Source organism: Paraburkholderia sp. LEh10, from assembly GCF_017814945.1.
GTDB lineage: Bacteria > Pseudomonadota > Gammaproteobacteria > Burkholderiales > Burkholderiaceae > Paraburkholderia.
The window spans coordinates 40,432-60,987 of the sequence record NZ_JAGIPX010000044.1 but is presented as its reverse complement, the minus strand read 5'-3'; the positions used below and the strand labels follow the sequence as shown (position 1 = coordinate 60,987).

General features: G+C 62.5%; 15 protein-coding genes. 9 read left to right on the top strand and 6 right to left on the bottom strand.

Annotated elements, in window-relative coordinates; genetic code table 11:
* Nucleotides 1–19 precede the first annotated feature (19 nt).
* The 4 genes from J8I87_RS29725 to J8I87_RS29710 all read right to left on the bottom strand — a co-directional run bounded on the left by J8I87_RS29725 (nt 20) and on the right by J8I87_RS29710 (nt 6,449).
* Complete coding sequence (locus tag J8I87_RS29725) at nt 20–1,216, bottom strand: NADH:flavin oxidoreductase/NADH oxidase (protein WP_245254252.1); 1,197 nt, start codon at nt 1,214–1,216, stop codon at nt 20–22.
* A 57-nt stretch (nt 1,217–1,273) separates the two neighbouring features.
* A complete protein-coding gene (locus J8I87_RS29720) occupies nt 1,274–3,277 on the bottom strand; it encodes a hydantoinase B/oxoprolinase family protein (protein ID WP_209935725.1) in 2,004 nt (667 codons plus the stop codon).
* A complete protein-coding gene (locus J8I87_RS29715; RefSeq protein ID WP_209935724.1) occupies nt 3,274–5,322 on the bottom strand; it encodes a hydantoinase/oxoprolinase family protein in 2,049 nt (682 codons plus the stop codon). Before J8I87_RS29715 ends, J8I87_RS29720 begins: the two co-directional genes overlap by 4 nt.
* A 95-nt stretch (nt 5,323–5,417) precedes the next feature.
* Nucleotides 5,418–6,449 (bottom strand): extracellular solute-binding protein, encoded by a 1,032-nt coding sequence (locus tag J8I87_RS29710; protein WP_209935723.1) that lies wholly within the window; start codon nt 6,447–6,449, stop codon nt 5,418–5,420.
* A gap of 321 nt (nt 6,450–6,770) precedes the next feature.
* Between J8I87_RS29710 and J8I87_RS29705 the strand changes: the two genes are divergently transcribed.
* The 4 genes from J8I87_RS29705 to J8I87_RS29690 are packed head-to-tail and all read left to right on the top strand — an operon-like array spanning nt 6,771 to nt 10,932.
* Complete coding sequence (locus J8I87_RS29705; RefSeq protein WP_209935722.1) at nt 6,771–8,123, top strand: NAD(P)/FAD-dependent oxidoreductase; 1,353 nt, start codon at nt 6,771–6,773, stop codon at nt 8,121–8,123.
* Nucleotides 8,123–9,190 (top strand): ABC transporter ATP-binding protein, encoded by a 1,068-nt coding sequence (locus J8I87_RS29700; protein WP_209935720.1) that lies wholly within the window; start codon nt 8,123–8,125, stop codon nt 9,188–9,190. Before J8I87_RS29705 ends, J8I87_RS29700 begins: the two co-directional genes overlap by 1 nt.
* A 12-nt stretch (nt 9,191–9,202) precedes the next feature.
* Nucleotides 9,203–10,099, top strand: coding sequence for an ABC transporter permease (locus J8I87_RS29695; protein ID WP_209935718.1), 897 nt, complete (start codon nt 9,203–9,205; stop codon nt 10,097–10,099).
* Nucleotides 10,096–10,932, top strand: a complete 837-nt coding sequence (locus J8I87_RS29690) for an ABC transporter permease (protein ID WP_209935716.1) — start codon at nt 10,096–10,098, stop codon at nt 10,930–10,932. Before J8I87_RS29695 ends, J8I87_RS29690 begins: the two co-directional genes overlap by 4 nt.
* A gap of 68 nt (nt 10,933–11,000) precedes the next feature.
* Here the strand turns inward: J8I87_RS29690 and J8I87_RS29685 are convergent, their stop codons facing one another.
* Complete coding sequence (locus J8I87_RS29685) at nt 11,001–11,702, bottom strand: cupin domain-containing protein (RefSeq protein WP_209935715.1); 702 nt, start codon at nt 11,700–11,702, stop codon at nt 11,001–11,003.
* Nucleotides 11,703–11,933: 231 nt separating this feature from the next.
* On the opposite strand from J8I87_RS29685, the gene J8I87_RS29680 reads away from it, so the two are divergent.
* The 5 genes from J8I87_RS29680 to J8I87_RS29660 all read left to right on the top strand — a co-directional run bounded on the left by J8I87_RS29680 (nt 11,934) and on the right by J8I87_RS29660 (nt 19,248).
* Complete coding sequence (locus tag J8I87_RS29680; RefSeq protein WP_209935714.1) at nt 11,934–13,985, top strand: hydantoinase/oxoprolinase family protein; 2,052 nt, start codon at nt 11,934–11,936, stop codon at nt 13,983–13,985.
* A 17-nt stretch (nt 13,986–14,002) separates the two neighbouring features.
* Entirely contained in the window at nt 14,003–15,649 is a 1,647-nt protein-coding gene (locus J8I87_RS29675; RefSeq protein WP_209935712.1) for a hydantoinase B/oxoprolinase family protein, read from the top strand.
* 102 nt (nt 15,650–15,751) lie between these two features.
* On the top strand, nt 15,752–17,071 hold the full coding sequence (locus J8I87_RS29670; RefSeq protein ID WP_313066714.1) for an MFS transporter: 1,320 nt from the start codon (nt 15,752–15,754) through the stop codon (nt 17,069–17,071).
* Nucleotides 17,072–17,094: 23 nt separating this feature from the next.
* A complete protein-coding gene (locus J8I87_RS29665; RefSeq protein WP_209935710.1) occupies nt 17,095–18,357 on the top strand; it encodes an FAD-binding oxidoreductase in 1,263 nt (420 codons plus the stop codon).
* Nucleotides 18,358–18,423: 66 nt separating this feature from the next.
* Nucleotides 18,424–19,248, top strand: coding sequence for an IclR family transcriptional regulator (locus tag J8I87_RS29660; protein ID WP_209935709.1), 825 nt, complete (start codon nt 18,424–18,426; stop codon nt 19,246–19,248).
* Between the two features lie 31 nt (nt 19,249–19,279).
* Here the strand turns inward: J8I87_RS29660 and J8I87_RS29655 are convergent, their stop codons facing one another.
* Nucleotides 19,280–20,545 carry an FAD-binding oxidoreductase gene (locus tag J8I87_RS29655; protein WP_209935708.1) on the bottom strand — a complete coding sequence of 422 codons (1,266 nt, stop codon included), beginning with the start codon at nt 20,543–20,545 and terminating at the stop codon, nt 19,280–19,282.
* Nucleotides 20,546–20,556 lie beyond the last annotated feature (11 nt).

Below are 20,556 nucleotides of genomic sequence, written 5' to 3'. Positions count from 1 at the left end.
AGAGGTGGATGAACGCCCGTCAGTCCTGAATGCCGATTCGTTCGCGCAACGCGAGCCACCATCCGTACGACGATGGCCACCGCTTCCAGTCCGGATCGACGCCGAGCGCCTGCGCCGCGTGCAGCGCCCAGTGCGGATCGATCAGCGCTTCGCGGCCGATCGCGATCAGATCGGCTTTCTCTTCGGCGAGAATCTGTTCGGCTTGTGGCCCATCGAGAATGACGCCGACGGCCATGGTCGGCACGCCCGTGGTCTTGCGGATCTGTTCGGCATACGGCACCTGATGGCCGCGCGTGAGCCGCTGACGTTTTTTCGCGTAGTCCATCAACGAGTTTTCAGCGCGGATACCACCCGACGAGCAGTCGATCAGATCGACGCCGCGTTTGTGCAACTCGGTGGCCAGCACGCAGCTGTCTTCAATCGTCCAGCCGTCGCTGCGCGAGTCGACGTCCGGACGCCAGTCGACGCACGACAGCCGGAAAAAGATCGGTTTGTGCGCGGGCCAGTTGGCGCGCAGCGCACTGGCGATTTCGAGTGCGAAACGCATGCGTCCGTCGCGGTCGCCGCCGTACTCGTCGTCACGTCGATTGGCGATTGGCGAGAGGAACGAGTGAATCAGATAGCCGTGCGCGGCGTGGACATCGAGCACGTCGAAGCCTGCCTGATCGGCGCGGCGCGCACCCGCTGCATAGCGGTCGACGAGCTGGCGGATTTCATCTTTCGTCAGCGCGCGCGGCTGATGCCAGCCGTCGACCGAGCGGCCATCCGACGAACTCACCGGCTGCCAGGGCACTTCGCCTCGTGCGGCTTCGGCGTCGCCGAGCGGCCCGAGTCCTTCCCATGGCCGCTGACGTGCCGACTTCGGACCCGCGTGATGCAGTTGCGCAGCGGCGAGCGAGCCGGCCTCGTGCAGAAAGCCAGTGAGACGCGACAACGCGGGCACCTGCGCGTCGGACCAGATGCCGAGATCGCCGTAGGTGTTGCGGCCCACTTCATCGACGATGAGGCCTTCCGTCATCACGGTGCCCGCACCGCCGACCGCGAACTTCGCCAGATGCTGGAAATGCCAGTCGGTCAGAATGCCGTCGGGCTTCGACTTGTACATCTGCATCGGTGCGATCACGATGCGGTTCGGAAACGTCACGCCACGCAGCGTGAACGGGGTGAAAAGCGTGGCTGCGGGTTGCGATTCGAGCATGGCGGGATTGGCATTCATGCCTGTACTCCTGATTGGTGATTCGTGACGCGCGTGGCGCGCCGCTGTCCTGTTCGATTACGCGGCGACGGTGTCGGCGAGCGCGGCAAGTTCGGGAAACTGGCGCGTCAGTTCGATGTACGCTGCGTTCACGTCGCCAGCGCCGCCATCCGGTCCCGCGACCTGCTCGCCGATCGCTGCGAACAGCTTGTGCTTGACGAAGTAGCGCCACGAGATGGGTGCCTTCGCGAGAATCTCCGTAAGCGCCTGGTAGCGGGCCGTGGTCCAGACCTGTTCGAAAGCCGTGCGTCCCGGCCCATGCGCGTAGTGGCCGCCAACGGTTTTGGCACGCATTGCATCGCGCAGCGCGGTTGTTGCCTTTTCATCGACGATATAGTCCTTGTCGACCGATACGCCGTAGCCTTCCTTCGCCTGTTCGCGCGACACCAGCCCACGGCGGACGTCTGCCACGACAGCTGCGACGGGACGCTCGTATGCGTGTCCGTAGCCGCCCGCACCGGGACCCTCGACGAGAATGACGTCGCCCGGTTCGCACATCACGATGTCCGCGTTGCCAAGTTCAACCGGGTTTGCGGAATCCGGGTTCTTGACGAAGCGCGACGTGCGGCCGGGCGCGCCGCCGAGAATGCCCCACGCGGAAATAATGGTCCGGTCGCGGTTGCGCGCCGTCACCATGCTGTTCGGCGCGAACAACTGGAACTCCATGAACGTTGCGCTGCCGCCGCGGAAACGTCCGGGGCCGCCGGAGTCCGGAACGAGGCCGTACTTGCGGATGTAAATCGGCACTTCGGCTTCGTTGATTTCGACGGGCGTGTTCTTGAGGAACGACATGTTGGCGCCGCTGCCTTCCGCGCCGTCTTCGGCTGGGCCACCGCCCGCGCCGCCGCCGACCGGACCGATCGACGCCATCACCATGCGGCCGTCGTGGGTCGTGGTCTTCACGTTGAGGATCGACACGCCGCTGCCGGGCGACGCAGGCAGACGGGCAGGCAGGGCCTGCGTGAACGCGCCAATGATCGCAGTTTGCGTGACGTTGCACAGCAGGCTGCGCATGCCCACAGCGGCGGGATACACGGCATTCACGACGGAACCGGGGGGCAGGATCGCCCGCAATGCGCGCACCGAACCCGAGTTCAGTTCGATGTTCGGCTTCAGCGCGTACAGCACATAGATGAAGCCGACTGCGATCAGCGCGTGTCGCTCGTTGCCGCCCGTCGGCATGTTCAGCGACGACGCGAGTTGCGGGTCCGTGCCGGTGAAGTCGAGTTCGACGGAGTCGCCGCGCACGCGCGCCGTGAGGCAGATGCGCGCAGGAAAGCCGTTGGTGGAATCTTCGTCGGCGTAGTCGGCGAACGAATAGTCGCCGTCGGGAATCGAGCGGATGATGTCGCGCGCCTGCTGGTCCGCGTAGTTCAGCAGCTCTTCGATCCCCTCCACGAACTGCTCGCGGCCCATGCGCTCGATGATCTCGAGCACCTTCGCTTCACCCGTGTTCACGCACGCCAGCTGCGCATTCAGGTCACCGCGGTTCTGGTCCGGCACGCGCACGTTGATGCGCATGATGTCGAGCACTTCCTGGTTCAGCACGCCGTCGCGCATCAAAAGAACTGGCGGAATGCGCAGGCCTTCCTGCTGCACTTCCGTCAACGTGCGCGACAGCGTCGCGGGCACGGCGCCGCCGACATCGGTGTTGTGCACATGGCATCCGACGAAGCACACCAGCTGGCCTTCGCTGAACACCGGCTTCCAGATATGGATGTCGGGCGAATGCGTCGCGACATAGCCGCTATACGGGTCGTTCGTCATGTAGACGTCGCCTTCCCGATAATCGTCGGTCATCGCGATCACCGCGCTGTAGTCGAGACCGGTATACCAGGTCGCGCCCATCGTCTTCGGCGACGCGAACGTCAGCCCTTCTTTGGTGAGCAGCTGGCACGAGAAGTCCTCCGTCTCTTTCACGAAGGTCGAATACGCCGTTCTCATCAGCGTATAGCCCATGCTCTCCGCCGCTGCCTTGCAGTGGTTGGCGAGGACCTGAAGCACTGCCTTGTCGATAGTCATCGCGTGTTCTCCAGAACGATGCGCAGGTTGCTGAATTCATCCACGTTGACGCGGAAGCCGGGGGGAACGACAGTCGTGCAGTCGTCCTGTGCGATCACGGCGGGGCCGTCGAAGTGATGGCCCGGTTCGAGCGATGCACGTCGATACAGGCCGATTTCGCGGATCTCGCCATCCAGGTGGCAGGTGACGGTGCCAACGGGATTCGGCGTCGCCACGTTCAGTTCGCGGCGCGGGAATTGCGGCTTGTCCGTCTTGCCGATCGCCACGAGACGCAGCGTGATGACCTGCACGGCGGCGCTGTCGTCCGCGTGCCCGTACATGCGTCGGTGGGCGGCATGGAAGGCCGCTGCAAGCGCATCGGCGTCGCAGTGTTCGACGAGCGACGGATCGAGCTCCGTGTCGATCTCGAACGATTGCCCGCGATAACGCATCTCCGCCGAGAACACGAATGTCGGCTTGCCGTTGTAACCCTGATCGGTCTTCAACCAGTGCAGCGCTTCTTCGCGCAGCTTCTTGAATTCGACTGCGAGGTTCTGCGAGATTTCGGGCCGGAGATCGGCGTAGACCGTCTTGATGAAATCGTTCTTCAGGTCGGCAATCAGACCGCCCAGTGCGCTCAGCACGCCCGGCGTGGGCGGCACGAGCGTTTCGGGCATCTTAAGTTCGCGCGCGAGGAAACAGGCCATCATCGGGCCCGCGCCGCCGAACGCCAGCAGCGCATATTCCGTCACGTCGATGCCGAAGCGCGACACGAGCGCGCTGACGTCGGCATACATGCCGGAGATCGCGATCCTGATGATCGCTTCCGCCGTCTCTTCGATCGATCGGCCGAGCTGGCTGGCGAGTTCGCCCACGGCATCGCGTGCCTTCGCGCGATCGACATTGACAGCGTTGTAGCCGAGTTGCGAGTGGCCGACCAGCCCGCATGCGACGAACGCGTCGGTGATGGTCGCTCTGGTGCCGCCCATGCCGTAGCAGGCGGGGCCGGGGCGCGAGCCTGCGCTATCCGGGCCGACTTTCAGCACGCCATATTCGTCGATCCAAGCAATCGAGCCGCCGCCTTCGCCGATGGACGTCACCGACACCGACGGAATATGAATGTTGAAGTCACCGATCTTCTCGCCGACACCATACTGCGGCTGACCGTTTTCGATGAGCGCGACGTCAGCGCTGGTGCCGCCGATATCCAGACTCATGCAGTGCGCGATGTTGCTGGTTTCTGCAACGTAGCTCGCTCCGATCACGCCGGACGCGGTGCCGGACAGGATCATCTGCACGCAGTCGCGTTTGCCCTGTTCGGCGGTCATGATGCCGCCGTTGGTTTTCGTCAGATGCGCCTCGGCGGAAACGCCGGCGTCCTTCAGCGCGTATTGCAACGCTTCGAGATAGTGCGCGACACGCGGCTGCACGTAGCCGCCCACCACAGCAGTGATGGTGCGTTCGTATTCGCGGATGATCGGCCACGTCTCGCTGGAGCGGAACACGGGGAACCCGGGTCGCGCTTTCTCCAGAAACGCCTTGGCCTGAATTTCGTGCTCGGGATTCGTGTACGAATGCAGGAACGAAATCACGATGCCCTGCGCACCCGAAGCTACGGCCCGACGCAGCGCTTGTGCAAGCGCTTCTTCGTCGAGCGGTGTGAGTTCGTTGCCGCGTGCATCGATCCGGCCGGGAATGCCGAACACCATGTCCCGTTCGATCAGCGGTGCGGGGCGTTTGGACAGCAGGTTGTACATGTCCGGAATCTTCAGGCGGGCGAGTTCGAGCACGTCGCAGAAGTGCTCGTTCGTGAACAGCGCGAGCCGCAAGCCTTTGCGCTGGATCACGGTGTTGATGCCTACCGTCGTGCCGTGCGTGAAGTACGCGATGTCCTTTGGCTCGACGCCATATCGCTCGCCCAGCGCCGAGATGCCGGCGAGCACTTCCGCACCTGGCTGATCCGGCCGCGAAAAGACCTTGAGGCTCTTGATCTCCCTGGTGTCTTCGTTCAGAACAGCGAAGTCGGTAAACGACCCTCCAATGTCGACGCCAACTCTATAAGACATAGAACTTCTCCGAAATGAAATCGATGCAGTTCGCGGGCGGCGCGGCACGTCGTGCGTGATCCGCCCGGCAAATTGAAGTGCTTACGGCAGGGTGCCTAGCGGCCGACCTGTTTGTTCCATTGATCCACCCAGCTGGACTGGTACTGCGGAAAGTCCTTGAAGGGCGGGAAAATGAGCTTGTCGATCTGTGTGATCTGCGGCTTGATGTCAGCCGGATACACGACGTTCTGATTCGTCACGCCATAGCGCGTCGCGGCGGCGAAACAGGCTTGCGGTCCGGGGCTCATCGCGAGATTGATGAAGTCCCATGCGAGATCGGAGCCGCCCTTGACCTTTTGCAGGAACGTCATCGAAATCGTCGCGCCCGGCGACGGCGTGTAGTAGTTGAATTCCTTGTTGCCGCCATTGATAAACGCCCATGCGCGTCCGTCCCAGTACATCGCAATGTCGACATCGCCCGACTTCAGCGCGTTCAGCACCTGATTGGGATCGGTCCACATGTCGAGATGGCCGCTTGCCACCATCTGCTTGATCTGGTCGAGCGCGGGCTGGATGTTCTGCAGGTTGCCGCCATACAGCGACGAGTACATCCATAGCGTCGAGATACCGCCGCCGAAGTAGTTGATGCTCGGCATCGATGCGTGCCATTTGCCCGCAATCGTTCCCTGAACGAACGACTTCCAGTCGGTAGGCGGATTCGGAACGGTCTTGCGGTTGTACAGCGCACCCATCGCGCCGTAATCGAACACTGCGCCATAGCCGTCGACGGGATCGACGAAGCGGGCGGGAATTTCCTTGATGCGCGGAACGTGGCCCGCGTCGAGCTTCATCACGAGCCCGCGCTTCGTTGCATCGATTGCGTTGTCGGCCGGCGTCGCGATGACGTCGATGGGCGGTTTGGACGGATTCGCGCCGATCTGGTTGAGCCACTGCGCCGGCGTGCCGAGCACGACGTCGACGTGTTTGCCCGTCTGCTGCTCATAAGGCTTGATCACGCATTGGCGAAAGCTCTGTTCCCACAATCCGCCGAATGCGGCAACGACCAGATCGCCCGCGTGGGCTGCAAGGGGAGAAACGAGGAGCAGAGCGGGTGTCACCGTCGATACGAATCGCTTGATCGTCTTCATGGCAATTTGTATTCCTGAATGGTCGAAGAATTGATGTCTGGAAGCGTTGCATCCTGCCGCTGTCTCCAGATGCAATTTAGTATTCACTATAGTAAATTCCGATGCAACGAAAAAATACGTGCAACGTCGCAGAAACGTTCTCCGTATCGCTATGCGATGCCTGTTCATAGGTATTTCGCTGTGTCGTCAGGGTGTACCCTGGGGCAATTTTGGTTGCTTGCTTTCTGTTGAATATGTTGAATATAGTAAATGAACGGCAGGCGGCGTTTCATGCGATTCGCCGGAAGCGATCCCCGACTCTTGACCAGGAAAATCAGGTACATGGAACTTCGGAACGCGATCTTCGCGAGTGACTTTTCAGAAACACCTTATTGGTGGCGGGATTTCAGTCCACCCGAAGACGTACCGGACGTGCTGCCGGGCGAAACGGAAGTGCTGGTTGTCGGCTCGGGATACGCAGGTGTGAGTTGCGCGCTGACGCTGGCGAAACACGGTATCGACGTTCTGGTGCTCGATGCGCAACGGCTCGGCAGCGGCGCCAGTACGCGTTCGGGTGGGGAGATCACGGGCGGCGTCAACGTCGGCAAGAATCCGACAGGTAAGAGTTCGTTCGAAATGGACGAAGCCCGTGCGCGCCGCAGGGAAGCGATGTTGCGCGAATGTGCCGAGGGCATGCGCTATGTCGAACAACTCATCGATGAGCACGGCGTTGCGTGCGAGTACAAACGCACGGGCCGCGTGACGGGCTTCTGGGTTCCTTCGCATCGCGACAAATGGGCGGATTCGATCGACGATCTGAACCGGTTTACGGATGCGGGCGCAAAGCTGCTGACGCGCAGCGAAATCAGCGCTGAAGTCGCCACCGACAGCTATTACGGCGGCGTGCTGATCGAGCGCGCAGGACATCTTCAACCGGCGCTCTACTATCGCGGCGTACTGGGTGCAGCGCGAGCGCAGGGCGCAAAAGTATTCGGCATGACGGCTGTTCAGTCGGTTGAACGCTGCGGCGCGGCGTTCGTCGTAAAGACAGCGCGCGGCAACGTGCGCGCAAAGCATGTGGTGCTGGCGACCAACGGTTATCCGTCGTCCATCATCGGCGATCTTCGTCGTCGCGTCGTGCCCGTGACGAGTCACATCATTGCGACCGAACCGTTGCCCGAAGCGTTGCGCAACACATTGATCCCGCGTGATCGCGCGGTCGTGGAGACGCGCAGGGTGACCTGCTATTACCGCATGTCGCCCGATGGCACACGGCTCGTCTACGGAGGACGCGCGCGTTTCGTGCATACCGACGCGCGCACGACGGCCCAGTTGCTGCATCGGCAGATGTTGCGCAGATTTCCGCAGCTGGCGGATATCAAGGTGTCGCATAGCTGGGAAGGCAACGTCGCGATGACGTTCGATTTTCTGCCGCATATCGGCGAATACGAAGGCATGCACTACGCGATGGGCTGCAACGGCAGCGGCGTCGTCATGATGACCCACCTCGGGCACCTGATCGCGCAAAAAATCATTCACGGTCGGGATGCGCCGCAATCCGCGTACGACACGGCACAAATGCCCACGCATCCGTTGTATTACGGCAAGCCGTGGTTCATGTCGGCGCTTGGCAGCTGGTATCAGTTCCGCGACGCGCTCGATCGTCAGCAAGCGGAAAAAATGGAGGAAGTTTGATGAGAAACTCGGTTTCCGTGAGGCTACGCGGCGTCAGCAAATCGTTCGGTGCCGTGCAGGCGCTCAAGCCACTGAACATCGATGTGAAACCCGGCGAACTGTTGTCGTTGCTTGGGCCATCGGGATGTGGGAAGACCACGACGTTGCGCATGATCGCCGGCTTCGACGTGCCCGATGTCGGCAGCGTCTGGTTCGGCAACGACGACGTCACCCTGGTGCCGCCCAATCGTCGCTCGATCGGGATGGTGTTTCAGAACTATGGACTGTTCCCGCACATGACGATCGGCGAGAACGTTGCATATGGACTGAAGATGCGCGGCGTGAGCCGCGCCGAGCAGCGGCAGCGCGTTGGAGAAATGCTCGAAACGGTTCGTCTCGGTGGATTTGAAGATCGCCGGATTCATCAGCTCTCCGGCGGACAGCAGCAGCGTGTCGCGCTGGCTCGCGCGCTCATCACCAATCCTTCCGTGCTGCTGCTCGACGAGCCGCTCGGCGCGCTCGACAAGAATCTGCGCGAGCGGATGCAATTCGAACTGCGCGAAATACAGCGGCGCTTTCAGATCACGTCGATCATGGTGACGCACGATCAGGAAGAAGCCTTGACGATGAGCGATCGCATCGCTGTGATGTCGGAAGGGCAGGTGCTGCAGGTCGGCACGCCGACGGAGATATACGCGTCGCCGAAATCGCAGTTCGTTTCGGAATTTCTCGGTGCGGCCAATATCTTCTCGGGCACGGTGAAGCGGTCGGCGAACGCGCCGGCCATGGAATTCGATTTCGCGCCCGCATTCGATGGTCCCATTCCTTCCGACGCGGAAGCCGGCGCCGGACAGCCGATCAAAATCGCCGTGCGGCCGGAAAAGATGAAGATTGTCGGCAGGGAGCAGGGTTTGCCCGCGACGGTGCTCGACATCGTATTCCGTGGCAACTACTTCGCCTATGAACTCGCACTCGAAGGCGTTAGCAGCCGCACGGCGCTCGTCTACAGCCAGGAGCCGTTGCCCGTCGAGCGTAGCGCGCCGGTCGGCCTCAACTGGCTGCCGGAATCGGCGATGATTCTCGCCTGAAAGGATAGGAACATGAACTTCGATGTTCAGACGACAGCGACCGCCGTACCGGTGGCGCGCAAACGGCCGTCGCGGTCCTACACCGTTGCGCAGCGATGGTGGGCGTTGCCCGCACTCGCGTTTCTCGCCGTGTTCTTCCTCATTCCGCTGCTCGAGAATGTGGTGCGCAGCATGACGGGCGGCGCGGCTGCAACATCCGGCCACTTTGTGTACTACAGGCAGCTGTTCACCGACCCGTACTATCTGGGCATTCTCGGTGTGACATTGAAGGTCAGTTGCGTAACGACCTTCTTCTGCCTGATAGTGGGCTATCCGATTGCCTACTTCATGTGCCGGCATGCCGGCCGCGCGAGCGGCGCGATCGTCTTCTGTCTCGTTGCGCCGTTGCTCACGTCCATCATCATGCGAACGTTCGGCTGGAACGTCCTGCTTGCAAGAAGAGGGCTACTGAACGTTGCGCTGATGAAGTTCGGACTTATCGACCGTGCCGCGGACATTCTCAACAGTCCTGTCTCGGTGTATCTCGGCCTCGTGCACGTGATGTTGCCGTTCATGGTGCTGTCGATCTCGTCGATATTGCAGTCCGTCGACCTGCGTCTCGAAGATTCAGCACGTTCACTCGGTGCAGGACGCTTGCGGGCGTTTCTGAGCGTCACGTTGCCGCTCAGTTTCGACGGCATTCTGACGGGATGCATTCTCGTGTTCGTGATCACGAACGGCAGCTTTCTCACGATGCTGCTGCTGGGTGGCGGCAAGGTGACGACGATTGCGCTGCTGATCTATCAACAGTTCAACGTCACACACGATGTTGCGTTTGCCGCCGCGATGGGCAATGTGCTGTTGCTCGTCGCGCTGATCGGACTTGTTTTGCAGGCCCGTCTCGTTCGAAAGAGGAATGCCAAATCATGAGCGTTGAACTGATTCAAGGCGATGGCCGCGCACGTCGTGCGCCGCTGAACCTGTCCCGCTATCTGCTGGCTGGCTTCACTGTGATTGTGATGCTGTTTCTGCTGGCGCCAATTGTCTCGGTCGTGATCGTGTCGTTTTCCGAGTCATCGTTCATCATGTTCCCCATCGAGCGTTTTTCGTTCGACTGGTACACCCGCATGATCGAATACAAGCCCTTTATGGACTCGCTGCTGGTAAGCATCGAAGTGGCGCTGGGTTCGTCGTTGATGGCGGCGCTGCTGGGCATTCCCGCCGCGATGGTGATCGCGCGATCGACTCATCCGGTGGCGTCGCTCGTCGCGGACCTGCTGCTCGCGCCCATTTCCGTACCGGCGATCATGCTGGGACTGTCGTTGCTGTACTTCCTGTCGTCGATCTCGCTGGGTATTTCGATGGGCGCGCTGCTGATTGCGCATACGGTCGTTTCGATACCGTATATGGTGCGCACGGTGCTGGCGGTATATCGCAGCATTTCACCGAATCTCGAGGAAGCCTCGGCGATTCTGGGCGCCACGCGTCTGCAGACACTTCGGCACACCATATTGCCGCTGATCCGCCCTGGCATATTCGCGGGAGGCCTGTTCGCCTTTCTGATTTCGCTCGACAACCTGCCACTGTCGTTTTTCTTCGGCACCGCGAGTACGAATACGCTTCCCGTCGTGATGCTGAGTTACATGCAGAACCAGTTCGATCCGTCGATTGCCGCGATCAGCACCGTGCAGATGCTGATGGCCGTGGTGATTCTGGGTGTCGTGGAGACGACTTACGGGATCAAGAGGCTGACGGTGGCCTGAGCGTTTGCTGCGTCGAACGCGTTGCTTCCCGTCGTGCATGCTGCGGCATGCATGACGGGATATTTCCGCTAAATATGCTGTCCGCCCGACACTGCACCGATGATCCACAGCACCTTGCAGGGCGTGTCGCCAGGATTCGACACCGTGTGGGCGAGCGATCCGTCGAACAGGAAACTGTCGCCTTCTTCGAGCATGAACTTCTCGTCGCCAACTGTGAGGATCATCTCGCCTTCCAGCATCAGCCCAGCCTTTTCCGCCGGATAACGGAACGGCTCGCTACCCGAAGCGCCTTGTGGCGGGATGCTGAGAATCATCATCTGCATGCCGACGGACGAGCGCGGCGTCAGCAATTCCTTGCGCATGTACCCGAAATCCAGCTGCGGACGCTGATCCTGCTTGCAGATGAACGACGACGTGCCGACGGAAGGCGCGATGCGGACGACAGGCGCGGGCTGGGGAGGCGAGTCGGTGAACAATGCGCCGGCCGCGGCGCCCAGCGCATGACGGATCTGGGTCATGACGCGCAACGACGGGTTCGCGAGGTTCCGTTCGATCCGGCTCAGCATGCCCGTGGACACGCCGGAGCGCTCCGAAAGCTCCTTCAGCGAGAGCCCTTTCTCCTGCCTCAGCCGTTTGACCGCGGGGCCGATTTTGGGAATGGTGGGACCGCGCGTTCCAGCCGACTGTTCGGCATCGTGGGCGATGCGAGATTCTCGAGGCATGAGTGCTTGGAAAGAGAAAAGGCAGGGAGCGAATTTCACGCTGTTCACTATTATAAACACGCCCCGCCGGCTTTTTTGGCGCTGCGCCGCGAATAAAACCGGCGCCGTCAGACTCCCGCTACAGCTTTGCACTGCATGCCTTCGCGCGCGTTTTACGCGTCTTTCTACTGGAAAACCCAGGGCAGACCGCTTATTGACATGGTCAATATGGCCACCTAAATTTAATAACGATACGTGAATATCGTATAGCGATATATGAGCATTAACCCGACAGGAGCGATGATGGCTGAGACTTTCACGGTGGGCGTAGACATTGGGGGCACGTTTACCGATGTCGTTGCACAAGATGAACGCGGGCGAATCCAGTTCTTCAAGACACCGACGACGCGCGAAGACGAGAGCATCGCGGTCGTCGAGGCGATCGGACAGCTTGCGGCGAGCTACGGGATCGAACCGGCGTCCGTGGTCCGCTTTGCGCACGGTACGACCGTCGCGACGAATGCCGTGCTGGAACGGCGCGGCGCACGCATCGGCATCGTCACGACGCGCGGCTTTCGCGACGTGCTCGAAATCGGGCGTCAGATGCGCCGCGACATGTACCGCGCGGTGCTGAAACCGGAGACGCCGTCATTTCTCGCGAGCGGGGAGTTTCGTCTGGAAGTGGGCGAGCGCATCGCTCACGACGGCACCGTCCTCGAAGCGATGCAGGATGCCGACCTGCTTGAAGCCGTCGGCAAGCTCGTGGGCGCGGGTGTCGAAGCCATCGCAATCTGCTTCCTGTTTTCCTTTGCCAATCCGGCGCATGAGCTGCGAGCCCGCGAACTGATCCAGCAAGCGTGGCCTGATCTGTCGGTGGCGCTGTCTCACGAAGTCGATCCATCGTTCCGCGAGTACGAGCGCACCGTGGTGACGGCTTTCGACGCGTACGTGAAGCCTGTTATCGACGGCTATCTGCGTCGGCTGGATGATGGCTTGCGCCGCAAAGGCGTCGGTGCACCGCTTCAGGTTATCCAGTCGCGCGGCGGCCTGATGGCGTCGACGGTGGCGCGCGAGCGTCCTGTGCGCCTGTTTCTGTCGGGCCCCGCTGCGGGCGTGATCGGCGCGCAACGGGTCGGTGACAGCGCGGGCATCCGCAATCTGATTACCGTCGACGTGGGCGGCACGAGCAGCGACATCGCACTCATCAGCGAAGGGGAAGCGCTGATCCGCTCCGAAGGTTACGTCGACGGCTATACGGTTCGCGTGCCGATGGTCGATGTCAACTCGATCGGCTCGGGCGGCGGCTCGATTGCATGGATCGATGCAGGCGGCGGCTTGCGGGTCGGTCCGCGATCGGCGGGTTCGCAGCCTGGGCCGGCCTGTTATGGCAGGGGTGGCACGCTTGCGACGGTCACGGACGCATCCGTGGTTCTCGGATACATCGATCCCGCCTATTTCGCGGGCGGCGCGTTGACGCTGGAACCGGACCGCGCGCGCGAAGCCATCTACACGCACATCGCGCGCCCGATGGGTGTGAGCGTCGAACACGCGGCGCTGGGTATTCATCGCGTGGTCAATGCGCAAATGGCGGAAGGCATCCGGCTCGTGTCGGTGAAGCAGGGCGTCGATCCGCGTGGCTTCAGCCTGCTGCCGCTCGGCGGCGGAGGCGGCATGCACGTGACCTCGCTGGCGGCCGATCTCGGCATGTCGCGCGTACTCGTGCCGCGTTATCCGGGTGTGCTCGCCGCGTACGGGCTGCTGTCGGCTCCCGTCGAGCACGAGGCGTCGTCCGCGTTTGGGCAGGATGTCGACCGGACGTCGATCGCTGCCGTCAACTCCGCGCTCGACGTGCTGGATGCACGATGCGATGCATTGATGGCCAGCGAGGCAATCGGCAGCGAAGCGTTGCAGCGCCTCTATTTCGCCGACGTCTGTTTCGTCGGCCAGTCGTACACGCTGGAAGTGTCGTTCGACCGCGCCCACGACGCGCCACTCGAAGCACTGGTCGAGGCGTTTTACGCGCAACACCATCGCGTGTATGGACATTGCACGGCGGGACGCGTGCGCATCGTCAATCTGCGTTCGCTGCATCGCGTGCCGGCGCCGCGTGTGCCCGATACGGCTTACGCGCCTTCGCGCGACGGCGAGCCGAAAACCTCCACGCGTCCGATCGTGATCTCGCCGGAAAGCGGCCCGGTCGATGCGCGCGTGTTGCGCCGCGAATCGTTGCCCGTTGGATACACCTTCGAAGGTCCCGCGATTGTCGAGCAGGCCGACACCACGACGCTCGTTCATCCGGGCTGGCACGGTGAAGTCGACGCCGCGGGCAATCTCTTGCTGAACCGCCGCTGATAACGCCTGGAGAATCCATGATGAACGCCAACCCCGTTTCCATCGATCCCATCACGCTCGAAGTGATGCGCCACAAGCTCGACGGGATCGCAAACGAAATGGAACTGACGCTGTTGCGCAGTTCCTTTTCGCCCATCGTCAAGGAAGGTCTGGATGCATCGGCCAGCCTGTTCACGCCGCTAGGCGAGACCTTGGCGCAAGCGTGCTCGGTGCCGATTCACCTCGCGACCCTGATCCCGATCGTCGCGGCCATTCTCGCCCGCTATCCGCTCGATTCGATGCGCGATGGCGATGTCTACATCATGAACGACCCGTATCTTGGCGGCACCCATCTGCCGGACATCGCACTCGTTGCGCCCGTGTTCGGGCTCGCGGGCAAGCCGATCGCGCTGGCGGCCACGATGGCGCACCACCAGGACGTGGGCGGCATGACGCCAGGCTCGATTCCCACCAACGCGACGGAAATCTTCCAGGAAGGGCTGCGCATTCCGCCGCTCAAGCTGTACGACGCGGGCCAGCTTAACGAAACGCTCGACGCGATGATGCGCCTGAACGTGCGCATTCCCGATACCTTGATGGGCGATATCACGGCGCAGATAGCAGGGTGCAAGATCGGTATCCGGCGGCTGCAGGAAGTGGAATCCGTGTTTGGCGAAGCGGCGTTGTCGGCGATGTCCGCCGAACTGCTCGATCACTCCGAACGCATGACGCTCGAAGCGTTGCGCGCGGTTCCCGCCGGGCGTTACACGTACACCGGCTGGCTCGACAACGACGGCATCGATCTCGACGAACCGGTGAAGATTCAGGTGGCCGTCGAAGTCTCCGATGGACGTTTCCACGTCGACTTCACTGGCACGGCTGCGCAAGTTCGCGGGCCGTTCAACTGCGTGCCGTCCGGTTCTCAGGCGGCCGCGTATTTCGCCGTGCGGGTGCTGACCGATTCGACCATTCCCACCAACGGCGGCTGCTTTCGTCCCGTGACGCTGACCTTGCCGGAACGCTCGCTCGTCAATCCGGAAGCGCCGGCGCCCGTGTGTTCACGCACCTCCACGATCAAGCGCATTACGGCCTGCCTGCTCGCGGCATTCAAGGAAGTGTTGCCCGACAAGGTCGGCGCCGATTCCGCCAGCACCTTGACGGCCATCGCGTTCGGCGGCGTGGACGATGACGGGCGGCGTTTCGTGGTGGGCGAATTGATCGCGGGCGGCAACGGCGCGAGCCGCGATGGCGACGGCGTCGACGTGATTGAAACCGATGCGTCGAACTGCATGAACTATCCCGCCGAGGCCATCGAGATGAACGCGCCGCTGCGCGTGCGGCAAGTCGCATTGCGCACCGGCTCGGGTGGCGACGGCCACTTTCGCGGCGGCCTCGGTCTGGTCAAGGAGTTCGAAGTCCTTTGCGACCATCTGACGGTCACGCATCGCGGCGAAGGGCATCGGCATGCCGCACAGGGCGCATCGGGCGGAGAGCCGGGCCTTTGCGCGCAGAGCGCAATCGTTCGCCGTTCGGGCGAGACCGAGCCGATCAACTCGAAGATTGTCACGACGATGCGGCGTGGTGACAGGCTGATCGTCGGGACAGCGGGCGGCGGCGGCTGGGGCGATCCAGCCACACGCGACGAAGCGGCGCGTGCTAGCGACCGCGCGGCGGGCAAGGTGTAGCGCCGCTTGCCATGCGTTGAGTGAATGATCCCGGCGGCGCTTCATGCATGCCGTGGCCGGGATTTGCGAAGCAGTAGTGTCCGAACGGGTGAGAGGCTTCCAGTGAATACATCTACGCTAGAACGGGTGCGTGCCGACGCGCGACCCGCATCGTCCGACGTACCGACAAACGATCGCGCCGGCGCGCGACGCGCGGTTGCCGCAGCGGCGATCGGCAACGTGCTCGAGTGGTACGACTTCGCCGTCTACGGCTTTCTCGCGACGATCATCGCGCACAAGTTTTTCCCGGCGAAAGACGACTTCACGTCGATGCTCGCGACCTTCGCGGTGTTTGGCGCGGGTTTCGTCATGCGGCCATTGGGCGGCATCGTGCTCGGCAGATTCGCCGACATGCGAGGCCGTAAAGCCGCGCTGTTGGTCACGATGTTCATGATGGCGGGCAGCACAGTCGCAATCGGGCTGGTGCCGACGTACGCATCGATCGGCATTGCCGCGCCGCTGCTGGTGATGAGCGCGCGGTTGCTGCAAGGCTTTTCCGCGGGCGGCGAGTGGGGCGGCGCGACGGCGTTCATCGTCGAATGGGCACCTGATGGAAAGCGTGGCCTGTTCGGCAGCTTCCAGCAAAGCAGCGTGGCGCTCGGCATGCTGCTCGGCTCGGGTGTCAGTGCGCTCTGCAGTACGGCGCTAGGCCCCGATGCGATGGACAGCTGGGGCTGGCGTGTGCCCTTTCTGCTCGGCTGTCTGCTCGGTCCGGTGGGCATGTACATGCGCCGCAATATCGCCGAAGCGCCTACGTTTTCCGATGCAGTGGTGAAGTCGGAATCGTTGAGCGTACCGGCGGGGTTGCGGCTTGCGTTCAGGGCCTTCGGCTTTGCAATACTGTGGAACGTGTCCTACTACATCATGCTGGCCTATATGCCGACCTTCTTTCAGAAGTTCGTCGGCCTGGACCATGCAAGCGCATTGTGGTCGAACACGGCAGGTTTGCTCGTGCTCGTGGTGGCGGTGCCGTTGGTGGGCAAGCTGTCCGATCGTATCGGCCGCAAGCCGCTGCTGCTTGCATCGTGCATCGCGTTCATCGTACTGCCGTACATCCTGCTGAGCTGGGTTCTCGCGAGCCGGCACATCGGGGTGATACTCACGGCGCAGATCGTGTTTGCCGCTTCGATCGCGTTGTTCTCGGGGCCGGGCCCGGCCGCCATCGCCGAGATGTTTCCGACGCGTTCGCGCTCGACGTGGATGTCGATTGGCTACAGTCTCGCCGCCGTGCTGTTCGGCGGGTTCGCGCCGTTCGTGTCGACGATGCTGATCGGCATCACGCACTCTCCGCTATCGCCCACCGCGTACCTCGCGCTGTCGTCCGTCGTGTCGGTTGCGTTCGTCCTCACGATGCGCGAGACGGCGCACGACGATCTACGCTGATAATCCAATCCGGGGAGAACGAGATGGTTGCGCGAGCGGCATCTGAAGAAAATCGCGTCATCGTGCTGGGCGCGGGCATTGTCGGCTTGTGCGTTGCCTACAGCCTTGCAAAAACGGGCCTCGACGTGACGGTGATCGATCCGCAGCCGCCAGCCAGCCAGTGTTCGGCGGGCAACGCGGGCGCGATCTCGTCGCGCGCGGTGGCGCCGCTGGCGATGCCCGGGTTGTTGAAGAGCGTCCCGGGCATGTTGCTGGATCCGACGGGGCCGTTGTATATCCCGCGTAGCTATATCCTGAGCGTCGCGCCCTGGCTATTGAGGTTCATCGCGGCCTCCAGGCCGGAACGCGTGAACCAGATCGCTCAAGGCCTCAATGCGCTGCACGAGGACGCCGTGACACTTCATCAGCAGCTTGCGCAAGAAGTGGGGTGTCGCGAGCGCATTCGCACGAACGGCCAGCTGCATCTTTATCCGGACCGGCAAGCGCTCGACAAGGATCGGCGGAGTTGGGCGCTGAAAGCGTCGTATGGTCTTGTGATCGAAGAAGTCGACCGGGCCGGCATACTCGCGCTCGAACCTCATATCGGCGATGCGTACAACGTCGGTCTCTTTCTGCCGGATCAGGCATGGGTGTCGGAGCCGAGACAATACGCGCTCTGTATCGCGGAAGCGGCGCGGGCGCGCGGCGTGCAGTTCATTCAGACGGCAGCGGAGCATATCGGGCGGCAAGGGCTCGACTGGCGCATCGATTGCGCGGGCACATCGTTGACGGCGCGTCATATCGTGCTGGCGGCGGGGGCGTGGTCCGGGCGGCTGCTTGGTGCGTTAGGCGTGAAAGTTCCGCTCGAGAGCCAGCGTGGTTATCATGTGCAACTGCATAGAGACGCCGCGCCGATCAGCCGTCAGGTGGTGCTCGCTGACCGCAAGGTGTTCGTGTCTCCACTCGAAAGCGGTTTGAGAATAGCCGGCACGGTGGAATTCGGCGGATTCTCGCGGCCGCCCAGCGAAAAGCGGGCGCAATTGCTGCTGGAGCACGCGCAAGCGGGGATTCCCGCGCTGCGCCGTCCCGCGCAAGCCGACACATGGATGGGGCATCGTCCGTGCTTGCCGGACTCGTTGCCCGTAATCGGCGCCGTGCCGTCGTTGCGCGGCATGTGGTGCGCGTTCGGGCACGGCCATCTCGGTGTGACGGGATCAGCACGCACGGGTCAATGGCTCGCGGAGGCAATCAGAGGTGACATGCATCACGACAAACTGAAGCCCTACGAGGTCGCGCGCTTCGGGTGATCGACCAGGCATCGCTGCGTAAGGGAAATGCGACTGACACAGGGCGGCACTTTATAACCTCTTCTCATGAACAATCCAGAAGAATCGACACTCTTCATCCAGTCGTTCGCCACGGGCCTGTCCGTGCTCGGCGCGTTCAACATCGAGCATTCGTCGATGAGCCTGCCTGAGATCGCCACGGCGGCGGGCATATCGAAGAGCGCCGCGCAGCGCTTTGCCTTTACGCTCGAAGCGTTGGGTTTGTTGCGCAAAGACCCCGTGAGCAAGCGTTATTCGTTGTCGCCGCGCACGCTTGAACTCGGCTATCGCTATCTGCAATCGCACGCGTTGCTCGAGCGCGCGAATCCGTATCTGCTCGAACTCAATCGGGAAGTGGCGGAGACGGTGAATCTCTCGGAGCCGGACGGCGATCAGATGGTCTATATCGGCCGCTTTCCGAATCCCGCGCGCGCGATTGTGTTCATGCCCGTAGGACGCGCACTGCCGATGTTTTGCACATCGTCTGGCCGGGCGTATCTGTCGGGACTGAGCGATGCCGAAGCGCGCGGCATCATTGAACGCTCGGAGCGTCTGCAATATACGCCGCACACGGTGACGGACGTGGATCGGCTGATGAGCATGGTTACCGAGGTTCGCGAGACGGGCTTCGCGTGCAGCGAGCAGGAATACTACCGTGGCGATCTTGCGTTCGCGGCGCCGTTGTTCGGGGCATCGGGCAAGCCTATCGGCGCGCTCAATATTTCTGTGTCAGTCGCGCACTGGACGAAGGAGCGCGCAATCGCGGAACTCGTGCCGCGCCTGCTGGAAACCGCACGCCTGATTTCGACTACGCCGCCGAGCCGGCACGCGCTGGAGCCGTTTCATATCGGTTACGGCAAGCCGAACCGATAGCATTGGGCGCACAGGGCCGCGTGTATCGGGTTCATCCGAGCACGTCCATCGCGCGATACCACGTCACAGCCGCAGCAAAGTACAGCCGCTGCAAACCGTGAAAAGGAATCGGGCGAATCGGGCTTACCGGAAACCTGAGCGGCCTGTGTCCCATCAGATGGCCCGCCAGTTCCTGACCTAACGCCGTCGCCATCGCGATGCCGCGACCGTTGTAACCGAGGGCAATCGTGAGTCCCGGCGCGGGCATGTGCAGATGGGGGATGCCATCGCGTGTGACAGCGACGCGTCCCGCCCATCGATGCCCGATGCGAACGCCTTCAGCCTGCGGAAACAGCCGCACCAGCGAGCGTTCGAGATGCGCCCATGACCGTGCGGAATCGGGATCGGAAAACGGACCTCGTCCACCGAGCAGCAAGCGGCCCGCCGCGTCTTTGCGGAAGTACAGCAGCAGTCGCCGCGAATCGGATGCGACTTCGCCGCCGCCCAGAACCGTTGCGCCGATGGAGGGTGGCAAGGGCTCGGTCGCGAGCATGAAACTGTTGGCTGCAATCACCGTTTGCTTCAACCCTGGCCAGAGCCCATCCGTGTAACCGTTGGTCGCGATCAGCACGTCGTCGGCATCGACTGTGTCACCGGCTGCCGTAGTGACGCGCCAACCCCGGCCCGCGCGCGTGAGACTGCCGACCTTTGACTGCCCATGCACGGATACGCCGTGTTGCGTCGCCGCGTTCAGCAAGCCGCGCAGATACTTCAGCGGATGCACGCTGCCCGCGCGGCGGTCGATCCATCCACCCAGATAGCCGGCACAGCCCGTGCGCGCCGCGACTGCGGCACGGTCGAGCATGTCGACGGACGCGCCGCGCGCCTGCCATTGCGCGACGCGTCGCCGCTGTGTTTCCAGCATCGCGCTTGAATGTGCCGGCTGAATCCATCCGGCTCTGACGGCGTCGCAGTCGAGCCGATAGCGGGCGATCAGATCGAACACGACGTCCGCGGTGCCGCTGGCGAGTTCGATCAGCGGTAGGGCCGTTTCGCGGCCCAACGCGCGCATGAGGTCATCGGGATCGTGCTTGAGGCCGGGAATGACCTGGCCGCCGTTACGCCCCGATGCACCCCAGCCGGGCTCGGCGGCGTCGAGCACGCAGACATCGCATCCACGTTCGGCCAGATGCAACGCCGTCGACAGGCCAGTGATGCCGGCGCCGATAATCGCGACGTCGGCCCGGCGCGACGCCGCGAGAGGAGGCGTCGGCACGGCCGGCGGCGCGGTGGCGGACCAGATCGAAGAAAACGACATAACGTCAGTGC